Annotated in this window: 17 protein-coding genes and 1 tRNA gene; 5 read left to right on the top strand and 13 right to left on the bottom strand. The window is 63.8% G+C overall.

Going from position 1 to position 18,754, the window contains the following annotated elements:
* Window positions 1-282, top strand: a 282-nt coding sequence (locus RMO23_RS12170; protein WP_309681826.1) for a CoA-transferase, incomplete at its 5' end; no start/stop codon positions are given.
* Window positions 283-299: 17 nt separating this feature from the next.
* On the opposite strand, the gene RMO23_RS12165 is transcribed toward RMO23_RS12170, so the two are convergent.
* Complete coding sequence (locus RMO23_RS12165; protein WP_309681824.1) at window positions 300-848, bottom strand: hemerythrin domain-containing protein; 549 nt, start codon at window positions 846-848, stop codon at window positions 300-302.
* 23 nt (window positions 849-871) lie between these two features.
* A complete protein-coding gene (locus tag RMO23_RS12160) occupies window positions 872-1,291 on the bottom strand; it encodes a MarR family transcriptional regulator (RefSeq protein WP_309681830.1) in 420 nt (139 codons plus the stop codon).
* 54 nt (window positions 1,292-1,345) lie between these two features.
* Between RMO23_RS12160 and RMO23_RS12155 the strand changes: the two genes are divergently transcribed.
* On the top strand, window positions 1,346-2,122 hold the full coding sequence (locus tag RMO23_RS12155; protein ID WP_309681822.1) for a metallophosphoesterase: 777 nt from the start codon (window positions 1,346-1,348) through the stop codon (window positions 2,120-2,122).
* A gap of 103 nt (window positions 2,123-2,225) precedes the next feature.
* Here RMO23_RS12155 and RMO23_RS12150 read toward each other — a convergent pair whose 3' ends face one another.
* Window positions 2,226-3,212, bottom strand: coding sequence for a hypothetical protein (locus RMO23_RS12150; RefSeq protein WP_309681820.1), 987 nt, complete (start codon window positions 3,210-3,212; stop codon window positions 2,226-2,228).
* 417 nt (window positions 3,213-3,629) lie between these two features.
* On the opposite strand from RMO23_RS12150, the gene RMO23_RS12145 reads away from it, so the two are divergent.
* Window positions 3,630-5,210 carry an MFS transporter gene (locus tag RMO23_RS12145; RefSeq protein WP_309681817.1) on the top strand — a complete coding sequence of 527 codons (1,581 nt, stop codon included), beginning with the start codon at window positions 3,630-3,632 and terminating at the stop codon, window positions 5,208-5,210.
* A gap of 136 nt (window positions 5,211-5,346) precedes the next feature.
* Here RMO23_RS12145 and RMO23_RS12140 read toward each other — a convergent pair.
* The 9 genes from RMO23_RS12140 to gabT all read right to left on the bottom strand — a co-directional run bounded on the left by RMO23_RS12140 (window position 5,347) and on the right by gabT (window position 14,160).
* Window positions 5,347-5,420, bottom strand: a tRNA-Gly gene (locus RMO23_RS12140).
* 36 nt (window positions 5,421-5,456) lie between these two features.
* Window positions 5,457-5,897, bottom strand: coding sequence for a DsrE family protein (locus RMO23_RS12135; protein WP_309681815.1), 441 nt, complete (start codon window positions 5,895-5,897; stop codon window positions 5,457-5,459).
* Window positions 5,894-7,366, bottom strand: a complete 1,473-nt coding sequence (locus RMO23_RS12130; protein WP_309681813.1) for an NAD-dependent succinate-semialdehyde dehydrogenase — start codon at window positions 7,364-7,366, stop codon at window positions 5,894-5,896. Before RMO23_RS12130 ends, RMO23_RS12135 begins: the two co-directional genes overlap by 4 nt.
* A 91-nt stretch (window positions 7,367-7,457) precedes the next feature.
* On the bottom strand, window positions 7,458-8,417 hold the full coding sequence (speB, locus tag RMO23_RS12125; RefSeq protein ID WP_309681811.1) for an agmatinase: 960 nt from the start codon (window positions 8,415-8,417) through the stop codon (window positions 7,458-7,460).
* Between the two features lie 19 nt (window positions 8,418-8,436).
* Window positions 8,437-9,252 (bottom strand): ABC transporter permease, encoded by an 816-nt coding sequence (locus tag RMO23_RS12120; protein ID WP_309681809.1) that lies wholly within the window; start codon window positions 9,250-9,252, stop codon window positions 8,437-8,439.
* A 6-nt stretch (window positions 9,253-9,258) separates the two neighbouring features.
* On the bottom strand, window positions 9,259-10,530 hold the full coding sequence (locus tag RMO23_RS12115; RefSeq protein WP_405041600.1) for an ABC transporter permease: 1,272 nt from the start codon (window positions 10,528-10,530) through the stop codon (window positions 9,259-9,261).
* Between the two features lie 24 nt (window positions 10,531-10,554).
* Entirely contained in the window at window positions 10,555-11,586 is a 1,032-nt protein-coding gene (locus RMO23_RS12110; RefSeq protein ID WP_309681804.1) for an ABC transporter substrate-binding protein, read from the bottom strand.
* A gap of 47 nt (window positions 11,587-11,633) precedes the next feature.
* Complete coding sequence (locus RMO23_RS12105) at window positions 11,634-12,710, bottom strand: ABC transporter ATP-binding protein (RefSeq protein WP_309681802.1); 1,077 nt, start codon at window positions 12,708-12,710, stop codon at window positions 11,634-11,636.
* Between the two features lie 157 nt (window positions 12,711-12,867).
* Entirely contained in the window at window positions 12,868-14,160 is a 1,293-nt protein-coding gene (gabT, locus tag RMO23_RS12100; RefSeq protein ID WP_309681801.1) for a 4-aminobutyrate--2-oxoglutarate transaminase, read from the bottom strand.
* A 178-nt stretch (window positions 14,161-14,338) separates the two neighbouring features.
* On the opposite strand from gabT, the gene RMO23_RS12095 reads away from it, so the two are divergent.
* Complete coding sequence (locus tag RMO23_RS12095; RefSeq protein WP_309681799.1) at window positions 14,339-15,730, top strand: PLP-dependent aminotransferase family protein; 1,392 nt, start codon at window positions 14,339-14,341, stop codon at window positions 15,728-15,730.
* An 82-nt stretch (window positions 15,731-15,812) separates the two neighbouring features.
* On the top strand, window positions 15,813-18,512 hold the full coding sequence (gene alaS / locus RMO23_RS12090) for an alanine--tRNA ligase (RefSeq protein ID WP_309681797.1): 2,700 nt from the start codon (window positions 15,813-15,815) through the stop codon (window positions 18,510-18,512).
* A 94-nt stretch (window positions 18,513-18,606) separates the two neighbouring features.
* On the opposite strand, the gene RMO23_RS12085 is transcribed toward alaS, so the two are convergent.
* Window positions 18,607-18,754 (bottom strand): L-histidine N(alpha)-methyltransferase (locus tag RMO23_RS12085; protein WP_309681828.1); only part of this gene is annotated, 148 nt, incomplete at its 5' end.

Raw genomic sequence — 18,754 nt, 5'->3', positions numbered from 1 at the left:
GGCAAGATGGTCAAGGGCATGGGCGGCGCGATGGACCTGGTGGCTGGCGTCAAGCGCGTCATTGTGCTGATGGAACACGTTGCCAAAAAGAAAGACGGCACCGAAGACCTCAAGATTCTGGAGAAATGCACGCTGCCGCTGACCGGCGTTGGCGTGGTCAACCGCATCATCACCGACCTGGCCGTGATGGATGTGACGCCACAGGGGCTGAAGGTGGTTGAGCTGGCACCGGGCGTCAGCATGGAAGCGTTGCAGGCCAGGACTGGCGTCAAGCTGCACTGAGCCCGCGCGGCAGAAAACTAGGGCGGCTTGATGCCGCGCTGCTCGCGCATGGCCCGGCCCAAGCGGGTGATGTCGGCGTCGGTCAGCAGACGGGCCGCCATCGGCAGCAGCTCGGCCTTTTCGCGTTCCAGGTGACGCAGGCACAGCGACACGAAATCTTCCACCGCGTTCCAGGCCAGCGTGGCAGCCTCGCCGGCCGCGATCTGCCCCAGCGCGGTGCGCAGCGGTCGCCAGGCGGCCTCGATGAGCTGATGCTCTTGGGCCAGTCCCTGCGTCAACTCGCGCAGGCAGACCGCGTCCGATCCGGCCATGGATTCGATCAGGGCCGGAAACAGCGCCAGCTCCTCGTCCTCAAGGTGATCGCGTGCGGCGCGGTTGAAATCGCGCACGATGTTCTGCGCCGCCTCTCTGGCCTGTTCGTCAACGCCATGGGCCGCCAGGTGCGGCAGCAGGCGCTGCAGGGCGTCGCACTGCTGCGCGATGCGCCGGTGGCAGGCGGCCAGCATGTGCAGTGGCGCGCTAAAGCTGCCCTCGAGGCTGTCAACGCCGGCAGGGGGATTGGGCATTTCAGGATCTTCGGCTGAAGGCTTCATGGTCTTGCGTCCAGCAGCCCGATCAGCGACTGCAGCTCGCTGCGGTGCAGCCGCGCCAGCCGGTCTATGCAGCGCCTGCCCTGGGCGGTCAAATGAATCTCCACCACCCGCAAATCGTTCTGGCTGCTACGCCGCAGCACCAGGCCCAGCGCCTCGCAGCGGGTGACCAGCGCCACCACTCCGTGGTGCTTGGCCTGCAGCCGCTCCGCCAACTCGGCCACCGTGGCCCAGACCCGGCCCGGAAAACCCCTGAGCTGCAGCATCAGCTGGTATTGCAGCGGGGTAATGCCGTTGTCCTGACTCAGTTCTTCGCTGAAGCGCAGAAAGCGGCGCAGCCGGTAGCGAAACTCGGCCAGCGCCACGAAATCCGCCTTGCGCATCGGCCCTGCGGTTTGCTGTCTTCGGTCTGCGGTCATCATCCGCAAAATGTATCACGACGTGATATAACTACAAGGCATCGGGTTACCACCATGAAACTCAACATCCTGTCGGACCTGCACCTGAGCCAGGGTGGGCTGCCGCTGCCAGACAACGATGCCGATCTGGTCATCCTGGCGGGCGACATTGCGCGCCCGGCCGAGGCGGTGGCCTGGGCCTCGGCGTTTTCCAGGCCGGTGCTGTATGTGCCCGGCAATCACGAGTTTTACGGCGGCAGCCTTACCGGCGTGCCGGCCGAATTGAAGCGCCTGTGCCAGGGCACCTGGATTCATCTGCTCGATGACGATGAACTGCACATCAACGGCATCCGCTTTCTGGGCAGCACGCTCTGGACTGATTTTTTGCTTTACGGCTATGAGGAGGGACGCAGCGCAGCGGCCGAGCAAGCCATGCGCTTCATGCGCGACTACCAGCGGATTTACCTGGACGAAGCGCTCGACTCGTTGTTCACGCCAGTCGATTCCGCCTCGCTGTTTCAGCGCCATGCCGCCTGGCTGGCAGGCAAACTCGCCGAGCCCCATGCCGGCCCGACCGTGGTGATTACTCACCATGCACCGTCGCGGCAAAGCATTCACCCGCGGTTTGCCGACTCGATGCTCAACGCCTGCTTTGTCTCCGACGCGGAGCATCTGCTGGGCGGCAAGCGGGTCCAGCTCTGGGTGCACGGCCATACCCACGACAGCTTCGACTACACCCTCAAGTCGACCCGCGTGGTCTGCAACCCGCGTGGTTATGCCCAGGGCGGGGTCAATGAAAATCCCCTATTTGACGCCAATTTCATGGTGGAGGTGGGGCAGGGCGCGACGTAGGAATTGGCGTAGCCGTGAGGTGCGCCGACTCCTTCGCCCGACCGCCCAACCGCAGCAGGACGGTGGCCGACCGGCTGCGCCGGATCAGTGGTGCCTCAGGGTGTCACGGGTTGCGCGGTTTCAGCCGGTCAGCCGCTGCCACCGGAAACGGAAAGCCAAGCACTACCGCCCGGCCGCGCACCCGGTTTTGCGCCTGGCAGTTTTGCACGCAAGTCGTGGCTGGTGGCGCGACCTCGGTCGCATCCTCGCCAAACACCATGCCCATGCGGCCGCCGCTGGCAACCAGCCATTTGGAGATGCCTCCGCAATGCAGCACGGTCGCAGTGGATGGTGAAGCGCCGGCGCGCCGCTGGATGATGTTGGTACAGGCGCTGTTGTTGACCCGTGTAGCGACTTGCGGACTGTCACGGCCAACGAATTTTGCCGAGAAGTCGTTGCCGAAGTTGATGCGTGGGCTCACGGTGACGGTGGTGTCCTTGTAGGGCAGCACGTCACCCTCGCGGTTGCGGAAATTGCGATTGTCAGAGTAAAACGCCGTGAGCGGGTCGCGCAGGGAGTCGATGCCCGCCAGCGTGTGAGTGAACAGCGTGGTGGTTTCGTCCGCGCGTTCGACTTCCATCTGGAACACACCGCCGTTGGCACAGTCCTTGGCCTGCAGCTTCATCACCAGGCCGGGGCCTTCCCGGCCGATGCTGAGGGCATCGTCCTTTTGTTCGAGAAACACGTCGCCAGTGAGCGTCAGGCCGCGGTGCTCAGGCAGCTTGCTGGCAAACACGGGTGTCGACCTGCCTCCGGTGATGTCGAGCGCGTTGGCTGCACCGGTGAGCGTGTAGTTGCGGATGCCGAAAGTGGCGGCATCGACCTGGAAGGTCACATATTTGCCCACGACCTCGAATGTGGGGGTGACCTGGGCCGCTGGCACCGCAGTATTTTGCGTGCCGCTCCTGCCCAGCACCGTGAATCCACCGCCTTCGCAGCCGGCCGACGATGCGGCCTGGGCGCCTCCAGTTGCCAGTGCGCCCAGCAACAACAGGGCGGCTGCGGTGCTCCGCCCGGTTCGGCCGGGCGACTTCAAGGATTTATTGAACATTATTGTCCCCTTCAGTTGACACGCTGATCGCTGCGTGAGCGGTGCGGTCAACATTTGGCCGCGCTCTGGCATCCTAAATGTGCTCAATGCACATCGCAATCGAGCGCCACACACAATATGCAACAAACTACAGACCTTACAAAAAGGCGCTCGGCGGATATCTGTTGACCCGGGCTGCGCGATGCCAGTCGCTGTTGGGGTCAATCAACCGGACCCAGCGACTGCCGTCTCTGAGGGCATGGCCGAGGAGTTTGCGGAGGCGCTGCTGGACATCGCGGGCGAGCGCAACCGGGAGCCACCGAAAGCTCGGGCACTGGATCACGCTATGAACGCCAGGATGCCGATGAATCATGGTGCCGGTAGCGGCCATGCGCGATCGTCGGCTTGGGGCTGCTCGTTCTGGGAAATAATGATCCCATGCCGATCACCCCCTCTATCTGGAGTCCCCTGCGCCAGCCCGCCTTTCGCGGGCTTTGGCTTTGCGGCGGCGTCTTTTTCATTGGCAACGGCATGCAGTCCATGGCGGCTGCCTGGCTCATGGTCGAGCTAAGCGGTTCGTCCTTCCTCGCAGCGCTCGTGCAGACCGCGGTTTTCCTGCCCATGTTCCTGCTGGCGCTGCCCGCGGGCGTGCTGGCCGACACCAGTGATCGCCGGCGCCTGATCGCCAGCGCGCTGCTGGCGCAGGTGGCCGCATGCGCGCTGCTGGCCTTGCTGGTGCTGGCTGGCTGGGGTGGGCCGGCCTTGGTACTTTTTCTGGTGTTTGTGTGTGGCTGCTGCACGGCGGTGCTGACGCCGGCCTGGAACTCGTCCGTGGTGGACCCGGTTCCCCGGGACGAATGGCCGCAGGCCATCACCGCTGTCAGCATTGCCTACAACGTGGCGCGCGCCATAGGCCCCACGCTCGCCGGTTTGCTGTTCGCGCACCTGGGTGCGGGCTGGGTGTTCGCGGTCACGGTATTCACGACGCTGGTGATGTGGGAATCGATCCGCCGCTGGCCGCCACGCGCTCACCCGCCGTCGCGCCTGCCGGCCGAGCGCCTATGGAGCGGTACGCTTAGCGGGCTGCGTTTTGCCTGGCACTCGCGCATGATCCTGGCGCAACTGGTGCGGGCCATGGCCTACAGTGCGGCCGGCTCGGCACTGTGGGCGCTGCTGCCGGTGATTGCACAGCGTCAGCTGGGCGCCGGCGCGCAGGGCTTCGGCCTGTTAATGGGTTGCCTGGGCACCGGCGCGGTGGCCACCGGTCTGGTCATCGGTCGCATGCGCGCGCGTTTCGGACTCGACGCTGTCGTTGGCGCCAGCTGCGTGGCGTTTTCTGCCGTCATGCTGCTTGCCGCCTGGGTCCGCGTGCCGCTGCTGGTCTATGGTGCCATGGCGGTCGGCGGCGCCGCGTGGATGGCGGCCATGTCGACCTTCAACACCGCCACCCAGTCCAGCGCGCCGCCGTGGGTGCGCTCGCGTGCGGTGGCGCTGCATATCGTGGCTTCGCTGGGCGCCTTCGCCATCGGTTCGGCGTTCTGGGGCGCGCTGTCCGACATCGCCGGTCTTACATCCGCGCTGGTCGCGGCCGGCCTGCTGATGGCCGCCGGCCTGCTGCTGGCGCGCCCGTTTCCGTTGCGCGTGGGAGCGGCCCAGGAAGTGACGCAGGGCACGCCCTGGGAAGAGTTGTTCGTGGAGGCCGAACCCAGCCCCGAGGCCGGCCCGGTGGCGGTGGAGGTGGCCTACCGCATCCGCGCCGGGGCGGACCACGCCTTTCTCGACACCATTGGCCAGATGAAGGCGCCGCGCCGGCGCGATGGCGCCACCTTCTGGCGCGTCTACAAGGACCTGGGCGAACCATCCCGCTATGTGGAGCGTTTCCTGGTGACCTCATGGGCCGACTACCTGCACCAGCGCGCTCGCGCTACCGTGGCCGACCACACGCTCGAAGCCGAGGTGCGCGCCTTCCTGGCGCACGGCGAAAGCGCGCGCATGTCGCACTACATTGCCGAGCGCTGAGGCGACGGCTGCCGGAGCGGCGCTGGAGGAGCAGTCACCAATGGCTGGAGCAGACTGCAAGCCGCCTTTCAGATTAATGAGGGGAGTCCAGGCGGTTTTGGAAAGATGCAGAGTGGCCCGCAAGGGCTTACGAAACTGGAGCGGGTGATGGGAATCGAACCCACGCTATTTGCTTGGGAAGCAAAAGTTCTGCCATTGAACTACACCCGCGTAGCAGCGATTATAAAAGCAGTGCGGAAACCGCCTTCAAGGGCGCAGGTAAGCCCAGCCTTCGCCCTGTTTTTTCATGATTTCAGTCACGCCAGCCGGCACGTAGCTGATGGCGGGCAGCATGTCGTCTTTGCTCAGCTTCTGGCCGCGCATGGTGTTTTCGCAGGCAATCACCTTGACGTTCGCCTTCATGGTGTCGGCAATGCGTGAGCCCGTAGCAGACTCCAGCTTGAGCATGCCGATGCCGGGCCCATAAGCCACAATTTCAACGTCGACATTGGCCGCGCCGACGTCGTCCTGCAGGTTTTTGGCGTTGTTGAGCGCCAGGTTCCATTTGGCCGGGTCCGCGTCGCTGACCTGGATCACAATTTTGTGATGTTTTTGCGGGGTAGCCCCCGTGTTCTGCGCCTCAACAGCTATCAAAAATGTAGCGCTTAAGGTCGCGGCAGCGGCCTGGGCAAAGATGCGGCGCTTCATTTGAGAATGTCTCCAAGGCAAAGGTATTTCATCTCGGTGTACTCCTCCATGCCGTGGCTGGAGCCCTCGCGGCCCAGGCCGGACTGCTTGACGCCGCCGAAGGGCACATGCTCGGTGGCGATCACGCCGGCGTTGATGCCAACCATGCCGTATTCCAGCGCTTCAGCCACGCGGTAGATGCGGCCGATGTCGCGGCTGTAGAAATAGCTGGCCAGGCCAAATTCGGTGTTGTTGGCCGCGTCTATCGCCTCCTGCTCGGTCTTGAAGCGAAATACCGGCGCAAACGGGCCGAAGGTTTCTTCCCTGGCGCACAGCATGTCGGCGCTGGCTTCGGACACCACCGTGGGTTCAAAAAACTGGCCTTTCAGCTTGTGGCCGCCCACCAGCAGCTTGCCGCCCTTGGCAATCGCGTCGGCCACATGACGCTGCACCTTGTCAACGGCTGAATCTTCAATCAGCGGGCCTTGCACCACGCCGTCCTCAAAGCCGTTGCCGACCTTGAGCGCCTTGACCTTGGCGGCGAATTTTTCAACGAACTGGTCGTATACGCCATCCTGCACATAAATGCGGTTGGCGCAGACGCAGGTCTGGCCGGCATTGCGGTACTTGCTGGCCATCGCGCCTTCGACGGCCGAGTCAATGTCGGCATCGTCAAACACGATGAAGGGCGCATTGCCGCCGAGTTCCAGCGACAGCTTCTTGACCGTTGGCGCGCTTTGCGCCATCAGGATGCGGCCGACCTCGGTGGAGCCGGTAAAGCTCAGGTGCCGCACCACCGGGCTGGCGCACAGCACCTTGCCGATGTCAGCGCTGTGGGTGCTGGTCAGCACATTGAGCACGCCGGCCGGAATGCCGGCGCGCACGGCCAGTTCGGCCGCCGCCAGCGCGGTCAGCGGCGTCAGCTCGGCCGGCTTGATCACCACCGGGCAGCCCGCCGCCAGCGCCGGGGCCACCTTGCGCGTGATCATGGCCAGCGGAAAGTTCCAGGGCGTGATGGCGGCGCACACGCCAATCGGCTGCTTGACCACCATCAGGCGGCGGTTGTTGTCAAACTGCGGCAAGGTTTCGCCATTGACGCGCTTGGCCTCTTCGGCAAACCACTCGACAAAGCTGGCGCCATAGGCAATTTCGCCCTTGGCCTCGGCAAACGGCTTGCCCTGCTCGGCCGTCATGATGCGGGCCAGGTCTTCCTGATTCGCCATCAGCAACTGGTACCACTTCATCAGGATGGCATGGCGTTCCTTGCCGGTTTTGCTGCGCCAGGCCGGCCAGGCCGCGTTGGCGGCGGCAATGGCGGCCTCGGCATCCTGCGGCCCCAGGTCGGCCACGTCGGCCAGTTTCTGGCCGGTGGACGGGTCGGTCACATCAAACCGTGATGTGCCGGCCAGCCATTGGCCTTTGATCAGCGCATCGGTTTTCAGCAGGCTGGGGTCCTTGAGGAGGGCCAGGGGAGAGGTCTTCATGTCCATGGTGGTTTGTCCAGAGCAGGGTGGGGAAATGGGCAGGTCAGAGTAGCGGATTTTCAATACCTTGTCCTGTCCGCGGTGACGGGGCAAGGTATCAGCGGTAGCTCACGCCGGGCAGCACGCAAAGCATTTCGAACAGCAGGTTGGCACCCAGCAGCGCCGTGTTGCCGGAGACATCATAGGGGGGCGATACCTCGACCAGATCAGCGCCCACCAGGTTCAGTCCGCGGCAACCGCGGATGATTTCGAGCGCCTGCGGAACCGTCAGCCCACCGACCTCGGGCGTGCCGGTGCCGCCAGCAAACGCGGGGTCGATGCCGTCGATATCAAAGCTCAGGTAGCACGGGGCCTGCCCGATAGCTTCACGCACCCGCGCCATCAAGGGGGCGAGCGACTGGTACCATACCTCGTGGGCTTGCACCACCGTGAAACCCTGCTGCCGCGGCCAGTCGAAATCATCGGCGCCATAGCCGCTGCCGCGCAGACCGATCTGCCATACCTTGCTGGTCTGGAGCAGCCCTTCTTCCACGGCCCTCCGGAACGGTGTTCCATGCGCGATGCCCTCACCGAACATGTCGTCGTTGACATCCGCATGGGCGTCCACATGCACCAGCGCCACCGGGCCGTGGCGCCGCACCAGGGCCCGCAGGATTGGCAGCACGATGGTGTGGTCGCCGCCCAGCGTCAGCGGCTTGCAGCCGGTGTCAATCACCGGCTGGTAGTGCCGTTCGATGATCTCTATGGACTTGTGCAGGTTGTAGGTGTTGATGGCCACATCGCCCAGGTCGGCAACCTGCAGGGCGTCAAACGGCGCCGCGCCGGTGGCCATGTTGTAGGGCCGGATCAGGCTGGATTCGGCCCGGATCTGGCGCGGGCCGAAGCGCGTGCCGGGCCGGTGGCTGGTGCCAATGTCCAGCGGCACGCCGATGAACGCGGCATCGAGTCCGGCCGCCTCGCTGCACATGGGCAGTCGCATCATGCTGGCCCAGCCGCCGAAGCGGGGCATGGTATTGCCGCCCAGCGGTTGATTGAAGGTCGTGGCTGCTCGGCTCATCAGGTGGCCTTTCTTCCTGTTATTTGGCGCGTCCGCGCAACCACTCCAGCACCATCATCAGCGCGGCAGTGAACAAAATCAGCAAGGTCGCCACGGCGGCAATGGTGGGCGAGATGTTCTCGCGGATGCCGGTAAACATCTGGCGCGGCAGCGTGGCCTGGGTCGGGCCGGCCAGAAACAGCGTGACCACCACCTCGTCGAAGGAGGTGGCAAACGCAAACAGCGCGCCCGACACCACGCCCGGCGCAATCACCGGCAGGGTGACGCGAAAAAAGGTTTGCAGCGGTCCGGCGCCCAGGCTCAGGCTGGCCTTGACCAGATTCTGGTTGAAGCCCTGCAACGTGGCCAGTACGGTGGTGACGACAAATGGCGCACCGAGGGCCGCATGCACCAGCACCAGCCCGGTGTAGGAGTCAGACAGGCCGATGCGGGCAAAAAACAGGTAGGTGCTGACACCCACCACCACAATCGGCACCACCATGGGCGCGATCAGCAGACTGGTGAGCAGGCCCTTGCCAAAAAACTGCGCGCGGGCCAGGCCGACGGCTGCCAGCGTGCCCAGCGTCGTGGCAATCAGCGTTGCCAGCGGTGCCACGATAAAACTGTTGCGTGTGGCGCGGGCCCAGTCATCGGAGGCAAACAGCTCCTGGTACCAGCGCAGCGACCAGCCAGGAATCGGGTAGGCCAGAAACGAGGAGTTGCTGAACGACAGGGGAATGATGACCAGGATGGGCAGCAGCAGAAAAAACAGCACGGCGGCGCAAAGCAGGCGCAGCCCGTACCAACCGAGCTTGTCGGCGAGGGTGTAATAGGCGGGGAAGGCAGGGGGTTTCATGTCGATTCAGCCCAGGCTCAGCTCGGCTTTGGCGAAGCGGCGGTAAAAAGCGTACAGAATCAGAGTGGCCGTCAACAAGACAGAACCCAGCGCACAGGCCATGCCCCAATTGACCTCCACATTGGTGTACTGGGCCACGTAATAGCTTAGCATCTGGTCGCCAGGGCCACCCAGCAGCGCCGGCGTCACGTAATAGCCGATCGAGGTGATGAACACCAGCAGCCCGCCGGCGGCCACCCCGGGGTAAGTTTGCGGAACGTAAACGCGGAAGAAGGCGGCCAGTGGCGCACTGCCCAGCGACACCGCGGCCCGCACGTAGTTGCTGGGGACCGATTTCATCACGCTGTAAAGCGGAAGAATCATGAAAGGCAGCAGGATGTGCACCATGGCAATGATGACGCCGAGCCGGTTGAACAGCAGCGGCACCGGCATATCGGTGAGACCCGCGAACATCAAGAAGCGATTCACCAGCCCGTTCGACTGCAGCAGCACGATCCAGGCGGCGATGCGCACCAGCACCGAAGTCCAGAACGGCAGCAGCACCAGAATCATCATCAGGTTGGCGCGCCGCTCGCTCAGGGTGGACAGCCAGTAAGCCAGCGGATAGCCGAGCGCGATGCACAGCAGCGTGACGATGGCGCTGATCGAAAAAGTGCGCAGCAAAATGTCGCTGAAGGCCGCTTCGCCTGCGCCCACGCGCACGATCTGGCCCTGGGCATCGCGTTTCAGGTCAACCGCGGTCAGCAGGTAGTCGGGCGTCCAGCGCGAACTGTTCTTGGCAATCGCCCACCAGTAGGGCAATTCCGCCCAGCGCGGGTCGTGCGCCAGCAGTTTTTCTTTGGCCTGGGCCGGGCTCAATCCAGTGCCCAGCGGCAGTGCGCGGTAGGTGCTCATGATGAGCGAGCGCGCGCCACCGATCTCGCTGTTGAGGCGGCGCGCCAGCACGCCGGCCTGCGCCGTCTCTGGAATTGCCGACAGGTCGGCCAGCAAGGCGGCGTAGGCCGCGTCGGGCGGCGCGCTTTTCCTATCCCAGCCAGCCAGCGCTTCGCCGGTCCGGCCCAGCGTGCCGGCGACTTCCGGGTTTTCCACCGCACGCACCAGCAAGGCCCCCAACGGCACCAGAAAGGTGACCGCCAGGAACAACAGCAGAGGCAGGGTCAGAGCCATGGCGCGCAGGCGCTTGCGGCGCTCCACCCGGTGCAGCTGAACGGCCAGGGCCGGTCCAGCGGCACCATGCGGGGCCAGAGGCGTCATGGGCAGAGAAGCCGTTGCGGTCATGCGCGCGCCCTTTTCATGCCGGGCTTACTGTGCGGCCCAGGCGGCGAAGCGTTTTTCCAGCGCCTCGCCCTGGTCAGCCCAGAACGAGATGTTGAACTGCAGCGCGTCCTTGCTGTTGGCCGGGGAAGTCGGCAGCAGCGCCAGCACCTTGGGGTCCAGCTTGGCCAGCGCCTTGTTGTTGGTCGGGCCGTAGGAGATGTTGCGTGCGTACTCGGCCTGCGCATCGGGCGTAGAGGCCATGGCGATGAATTTCACGGCCAGATCCTTGTTGGGCGTTCCCTTGGGCATGACCCAGTAGTCGAGGTCGTAAATGCCGCCGGTCCAGCTGATCTTGAGGTTCTTGCCCTCGCGCTGGGCTGCGTCAATACGGCCGTTGTAGGCGGTGGTCATGACCACGTCGCCGGCCACCAGGAACTGCGGCGGCTGCGCACCGGCTTCCCAGAACTGGATGCTCGGCTTGAGTTCAGTCAGTTTCTTGAAGGCGCGTTCTGCGCCGTCCTTGGTTCCCAGCACCTTGTACACGTCAGCGGTTTTTACGCCGTCGGCCATCAGGGCAAATTCCAGGTTGTAGCGGGCGCCCTTGCGCATGCCGCGTTTGCCGGGGAATTTCGTGGTGTCCCAGAAATCGGCCCAGGTGGTGGGGGCGGTCTTGAGCTTGTCGCCGTTGTAGGCCAGCACCGTGGACCAGATAAACACGCCGACGCCGCACTCGTGCACAGCCGCTGGCTGGAAGTCGGCCTTGCTGCCCAATTTGGACCAGTCCAGCTTCTCGAACAGGCCTTCGTCGCAACCGCGGTGGATGTCCGGGCTTTCGACCTCGACGACGTCCCAGCTGATCTTCTTGGCTTCGACCATGGCCTTGATCTTGGCCTGTTCGCCGTTGTATTCGACTTGCGTGATCTTGCCGGCGCCGGATTTCTCGAAGGGCTCGAAATAGGCTTTTTTCTGGGCGGCGCCGTTGGCCCCACCAAAGTTAACCACCGTCAGCTGGTTCTGCGCGAGTACGGGCAAGGCGATGCTGGCAGCTAGGGCAAATATCAGGGGTTTGAGTCTCATCGGAATTTCCTTTGTTGGAAGTTGAAAACGCTTGAAAACGCTGATGGTCAGCGGTACACACGCAGGTGTTCTTCGGGGGCATGGACCTGTATGGTCTGGCCCGGTTCGGGCAACTGGTGGTGGGCCAGCGGCATCTTGATGGTGGCATCGGGCTGGCCGGGCAGCTCACAGCGCAGGCGCAGGTGATCGCCAAAATACATGATGTCGATGACCCGGGTCTCGAAGGTGTTGCCGGCCGGATCTTGCGCAATCTGCAGCCGCTCCGGGCGGATGCCGCACTGCACCGTATCCCCCACCTGGGCCTCGTTGACGTTAAAGCCGCGCAGCTGGATGCCGCTGGGCAGGCGGACCTCGCAGTGGCTGCCGTCGAGCCGGATGACCTCGGCCTGCATCACGGTGCCGTCGCCGACAAAGCCTGCCACGAAGCGGTTCACTGGCGTCTCATACAGGCGGTCTACCGTGTCGATTTGCTGGATCGCGCCGTCATTGAAAACGGCCACGCGGTCGGACATGGTCAGGGCTTCGGTCTGGTCGTGGGTGACGTAGACGAATGTCACGCCGAGGCGGCGGTGCAGTGCCCTCAGTTCGATCTGCATGTGCTCGCGCAGCTGTTTGTCCAGTGCGCCCAGGGGTTCGTCCATCAGCACCAGTTGCGGGTCGAACACCAGCGCGCGGGCCAGGGCCACGCGCTGCTGCTGCCCTCCCGAAAGTTGCGACGGGTAACGCGTGCCCATGCGGCCGAGCTGCACCATGTCCAGCGCGCGCGCCACCTTGGCCTCGCGTTCAAGGCTTGGCAGCTTGCGCACCGTCAGCGGGTAGGCGATGTTGTCGGCGACGGTCATGTGGGGGACCAGCGCGTAGTTCTGGAACACCATGCCGAAGTTGCGCTTGTGCGGCGGCGTGCGCGTGATCGGTACGCCGTTCAGGCTGATTTCACCCGCGGTGGGGGACTCGAAACCGGCCAGCATCATCAGCGTGGTGGTCTTGCCCGAACCTGAAGGGCCCAGCAGCGACAAAAACTCGCCCTGCCGGATATCCAGGTTCAGGTCACGCACCACGAGATTGATGCCGTCGTAGGTTTTCTGGATTCCGCTAAAGCTCACCAGGGGATGGATAGGGGTCATCGTGTGTGGGCTGGTTGTACCCTGCAAGTGTCTATCGGATTGCCGCAAGCCGGTGTACAAATTTAATGCAGATGAAGGGGGCCTGGCAATCGGCGCGTACCCGCCGGAGCCCGGCGGGTTGGCGGGCATGGCCACAGTCTGCAACATGTCGCGGGGTTCAGGCCAGGGCGTCAAAGCAGGCGGCCATGATGCCCAGGCCCTCGTCAAGCAACGCATCGCTGGCGGTCAGGGGGACCAGAACGCGGATGACATTGCCATGGGTGCCGCAGGTCAGCAGGATCAGGCCCCGTGCAGCCGCCTCAAGTGCCATGCGCTTGGCCAAATCAGCGTCGGGCTGCTTGATGTCACCGTTCTTGAACAGTTCGATGGCCACCATGGCGCCCATGCCTCGCACGTCGCCAATGCAGCTGTGGCGTGCCGCCATGGCTCGCAGGGCCGCAGTCAGTCGTTCGCCGACGTCGCGGCTGCGCAGCAGCAGGTTTTCTTTTTCAAAGACATCCAGCACGGCCAACGCCGCTGCGCAGGCGATCGGGCTGCCGGCATAGGTGCCACCCAGACCACCCGGGGCGGCTGCATCCATGACCTCGGCGCGGCCGACCACTGCCGAAATCGGGAATCCGCCGGCCATGGACTTGGCCATGGTGATGAGGTCGGGGGCAACGCCGCTCTGCTCCACGGCAAACCAGGTGCCGGTGCGCCCGGCGCCGGTCTGGATTTCGTCGGCAATCAGCAAAATGCCCTGGGCGTCGCACAGGGTGCGCAGGCGCTGCAGCAACTCGGGCGGGGCGACGTTGAAGCCGCCTTCGCCCTGTACCGGCTCAATGATGATGGCGGCTACGCGGCTGGCCTCGATGTCGTTCTTGAAGATGGATTCCACCGACGCGATGGAGTCGTCGACCGTGATGCCGTGCAGTGCATTCGGAAACGTGGCGTGGAACACCTCCGCCGGGAAGGGGCCAAAGCCGGTTTTATAGGGGGCCACCTTGCCGGTCATGGCCAGCGTCAGCAAGGTGCGGCCATGGTAGCCACCGCCAAAACAGATGACACCCGAACGCCCGGTGGATGCACGTGCGATCTTGATGGCGTTTTCCACCGCTTCGGAGCCGGTCGTCAGAAACAGTGTTTTCTTGGCAAAGTTGCCTGGCGCTTTGGCGTTGATGCGTTCGGCCAGCTCGATGTAAGGCTCATAGGCCAGGACCTGAAAGCAGGTGTGGGTGTAGCGGTCGAGCTGGTCCTTGACCGCCTGGATGACGGCAGGGTGGCGGTGGCCGGTATTGAGCACGGCAATGCCGCCGGCAAAATCCACAAAACGCCGGCCTTCCACGTCCCATATTTCTGCGTTTTCGCCACGGGCAATGACTATTTGGTGGCTGTGGCCGACGCCGCGCGGAATGGCCGCCTGGCGGCGGGCGAACAGGGCGGCGTTGGTCATATGAGGTTCACGGTGCATGAAGGTTCCTTGGCTTGGCGGGCGGTCACGGTCGCCCTGGGACTGTCGAGCAGGTCGAGACCAGACTGTAGGGGGCTGGCCCCAGCGTTAACATATACAGACTGCGCCCGTTCCGGGTGCACTGTGCAGCCCGCGCCCCCACTACATACAAACCCTAGCCCGATGGGGCCTGCTTTCGATGTTTGCACTCGACCCCCAGTCTTCGGTTCCGCTGGTTACGCAGATCGTCGGAGGCTTTCGTCAATTGATGGACGACGGGGCACTGCGTGCGGGTGCCAAGTTGCCTTCGATACGCCAGTTTGCGCACGCACACGGTGTCAGTGTCTACACCGTGGTGGACGCCTACGACAGGCTGGTGGCGCTGGGCTATTTCCTGTCGCAGGCGCATTCGGGGTTTTTTGTGCGCAGCCGCAGCAGCCAGGAGTCATCGTCCCTGGGCGGCTCGGGGCACTACAGTTTTGACTCGATGTGGTATTTGCGCCGCATTTTCGAGAACCGCGCGCTGCGCAGCAAACCCGGCTGCGGCTGGCTACCCGGAGACTGGCTGTTTACCGAGGGGATGCGGCGCAGTCTGCGCAGCCTGGCCGCTGAAGACGTGGATCTGGGAGGCTATGGCGAGCCCAAGGGTTATTTGCCCCTGCGCCAGCTGGTGCGTGACCTGCTGGCTGCCAGGGAGGTGGTGGTCAATGCCGACCAGGTGCTGCTGACTCAGGGTTCCAGCCAGGCCATGGACCTGGCGGCGCGGCGGCTGGTGCGTGAGGGCGACGCCGTGCTGGTGGATGAGCCGGGCTATGCCAACTTGCTGTTTTCACTGAGGTTTCTGGGCGCACGGCTGGTGGGCGCCCCGCGCACTCCGGCGGGCTACGACCTGGAAACCCTGGAGGCGCGCATCATTGAGCACCGGCCCAAGGTGTTCTTCACCCAGCCCCGGCTGCAAAGCCCGACCGGCTCCAGCGCCTCCCTGGCGCATTTGCACCGGGTGCTGCAGCTGGCCGAAAAATACGACTTGATCGTGGTGGAAAACGACATTTATGCCGACCTCGACCCGGAGTCCCGGCCTTCACTGGCCAGTCTGGACCAATTGAAGCGGGTGATTTACATCAGCAGTTTTTCAAAAACCATCTCCCCCAACATCCGTGTCGGCTTCGTGGCGGCCAACCCCGAACTGCTCGAAGAGCTGGCGCGGCTCAAAATGATCTCGGGCCTGACCTCGTCCGAGTTCACCGAGCGGCTGGCCTATGGGGCCCTGACCGACGGGCGCTGGCGCAAACACATCAAAACCCTCAAGGAGCGACTGGCGCAGGGCCAGCAGCAGCTGGCCACCCAGCTGCTGGAGCTGGGCTTTGAGCTGTTCACCGAGCCCAAGGCCGGCCTGTTCCTGTGGGCGCGCCACCCGGCGGTCCAGAACGCTGCCGAACTGGCCTACAAGGCGGTCGAGCAGGACATTTTGCTGGGCCCGGGTCACCTGTTTTCGGTGGACCTGGAGCCCAGCCCCTGGCTGCGCTTCAATGTGGCCTGGGGTCAGGACGAGGCGGTGCTGCGCTTTCTGTCCGCGCTCAAAGCCACCTAAAATCAAGGGCTTGCCTGCACTTGCAGCTGCCCGATGCTGATTACCGCCGTCCATTGCCATTCCCTCAGAATTAATCCACACCATGAGCCAACCCACCATCACCGTCGCCGACATCCGCAAGACCTTTCTTGATTTCTTCGCGTCCAAGGGCCACACCGTGGTGCCGTCCAGCTCGCTGGTGCCGGGCAATGACCCGACCCTGATGTTTACCAATTCGGGCATGGTGCAGTTCAAGGACGTGTTTCTGGGCACCGACAAGCGCAATTACGTGCGTGCGGCCTCGGTGCAGGCCTGCCTGCGGGCCGGCGGCAAGCACAATGACCTGGAAAACGTCGGCTACACCGCGCGCCACCACACCTTTTTCGAGATGCTGGGCAACTGGAGTTTTGGTGACTACTTCAAGCGCGACAGCCTGAAGTGGGGCTGGGAGCTGCTGACCGAGGTCTACCAGCTGCCGGCCGACAAGCTTTGGGCCACGGTCTACATCGACGACGACGAGGCCTACGACATCTGGACGAAAGAGATTGGCCTGCCGCCCGAGCGCGTGGTGCGCATTGGCGACAACAAGGGTGCCAAGTACGCCAGTGACAACTTCTGGATGATGGCCGACACCGGCCCCTGCGGCCCCTGCAGCGAGATCTTTTATGACCACGGCCCAGAGATTGCCGGTGGCCCGCCCGGTTCGCCCGAGCAGGACGGCGACCGCTACATCGAGATCTGGAACCATGTGTTCATGCAGTTCGACATGCAGCCCGACGGCTCGCTGAAGAATTTGCCCGCGCCCTGCGTGGACACCGGCATGGGGCTGGAACGGCTGGCCGCCATCCTGCAGCATGTTCACAGCAACTACGAAATTGATATTTTTGACGCGCTGATCAAGGCCGCCTCGCGTGAAACCGGTGAAAAAGACCTGGGCAACAAGTCGCTGCGCGTGATTGCCGACCACATCCGCGCCACCGCATTTTTGGTGAGCGACGGCGTCAATCCGTCCAACGAAGGCCGCGGCTATGTGCAGCGCCGCATCATTCGCCGCGCCATCCGCCATGGTTACAAGCTGGGCAAGAAGACACCGTTTTTCCACAAGCTGGTGGCCGACCTGGTGCAACTGATGGGAGTCGCCTATCCCCGACTGGCGGAGCAGGCTGAGCGGATTACGGACGTGTTGCGGATTGAAGAGGTTCGGTTTTTTGATACGCTCGAAAACGGTATGGAGATTTTGGATCTTCAATTAGCCACATTGCTCACTCCCGTGGGTATCAGTGATACTGCGCATAAAGCCCTCCTTGATGGGCGCGAGCACACCGACCCACTTCCTCGCGGCAAGCTTGACGGTGAAATCGCTTTCAAATTGCACGACACATACGGGTTCCCGCTTGATTTGACGCAGGATGTATGTCGTGAAAGTGGCGTAGAGGTTGACGAAGCAGGCTTTCATGCCGCCATGGACCAGCAAAAAGCAAAGGGCCGTGCCGCCGGCAAGTTCAAGATGGACCGCGCGCTGGAATACAGCGGCGACGGCAATGCCTTCACCGGTTATGAGCTGCTCGAAGAACCCGCCAAGGTCGTGGCGCTTTACGCCGATGGCGTGGCCGTGCCGGCGCTGAACGCCGGGCAAAGCGGTGTGGTGGTGCTCAACACCACGCCTTTTTATGCCGAAAGCGGCGGCCAGGTCGGCGACCAGGGCCGTATCGCGGCAAGCGGCGCCGTGTTTGCAGTCGACGACACCCAGAAAATCAAGGCCGATGTGTTTGGCCACCACGGCACGCAGGAAGCCGGCTCGCTCAAGGTCGGCGATGCGGTGACGGCCCAGGTCAATACCGCCCAGCGCGCCGCCACCGTGCGCAACCACAGCGCCACGCACCTGATGCACAAGGCCTTGCGCGAGGTGCTGGGCGAGCATGTGCAGCAAAAGGGCTCCCTGGTCAACGCCGAGCGCACGCGCTTTGACTTTGCGCACAACGCCCCGGTCACCGACGCGCAGATTCGCGAGATCGAAGCGCGCGTCAATGCCGAAATCCTGTCCAACGTGGCGACCGATGCGAGCGTCATGGACATGGAAGCCGCGCAGAAGTCGGGCGCCATGATGCTGTTTGGCGAGAAGTATGGCGACGAGGTGCGCGTGCTCAGCATTGGTTCGAGCAAGGAGCTGTGCGGCGGCACCCACGTCGGCCGCACCGGTGACATCGGGCTATTCAAGATCGTTGCCGAGGGCGGCGTCGCCGCCGGTGTGCGCCGTGTCGAAGCCGTCACCGGCGAGAACGCGCTGGCTTATCTGCAGTCGCTCGAGTCCACCGTGCAGTCAGCGGCCGGCACGCTCAAGGCCAGCCCGGCCGAGCTGCAAAACCGTATTGGCCAGGTGCTGGACCAGGTCAAGTCGCTGGAAAAAGAAATCGCCGCGCTCAAGGGCAAGCTGGCCTCGTCGCAGGGCGATGAACTCATGACCCAGGCCATCGATGTGAAGGGCCTGAAAGTGCTGGCCGCGCGGCTGGAAGGCGCCGACGCCAAGACCCTGCGCGAGACCATGGACAAGCTCAAGGACAAGCTCAAAACCGCCGTCATCGTGCTGGCGGCGGTGGACGGCGACAAGGTGCAGATCGCCGCCGGCGTCACCGCTGACAGCGTGGGCAAGCTCAAGGCCGGCGAACTCGTCAACTTTGTGGCGCAGCAGGTGGGCGGCAAGGGCGGCGGCAAGGCCGACATGGCGATGGCCGGTGGCAGCGATGCCTCCAAGCTGGGCGCTGCGCTGCAATCGGTGCCGGGCTGGGTGGCCGAGCGGGTCTGACCGTACTCCAGGAGCGGGCTATTTGCTATCTAATTGATAGCTACCTGCGCGCTTTGTTATTGGGCTAGAGGCACTTTTTGCCCCTAAAACCGCTTCAGGCACCTGGCGCGGCGGCCCAGAACACCGCAAACCATTGCTGGCTGTCGGCCCAGTAGCGGGTCTGGCTGAAACCGGCCTGCCGCAGCAGCGCCGTCATGCCCTGCAGCGTGTACTTGTACGAGTTTTCGGTATGGATGCGCTCA

It is taken from the genome of Polaromonas sp. (assembly GCF_031411155.1).
Classification (GTDB): Bacteria; Pseudomonadota; Gammaproteobacteria; order Burkholderiales; family Burkholderiaceae_C; genus Polaromonas.
The sequence above is the reverse complement of the archived record's forward strand: the minus strand, read 5'-3'. Positions and strand labels throughout refer to the sequence as shown.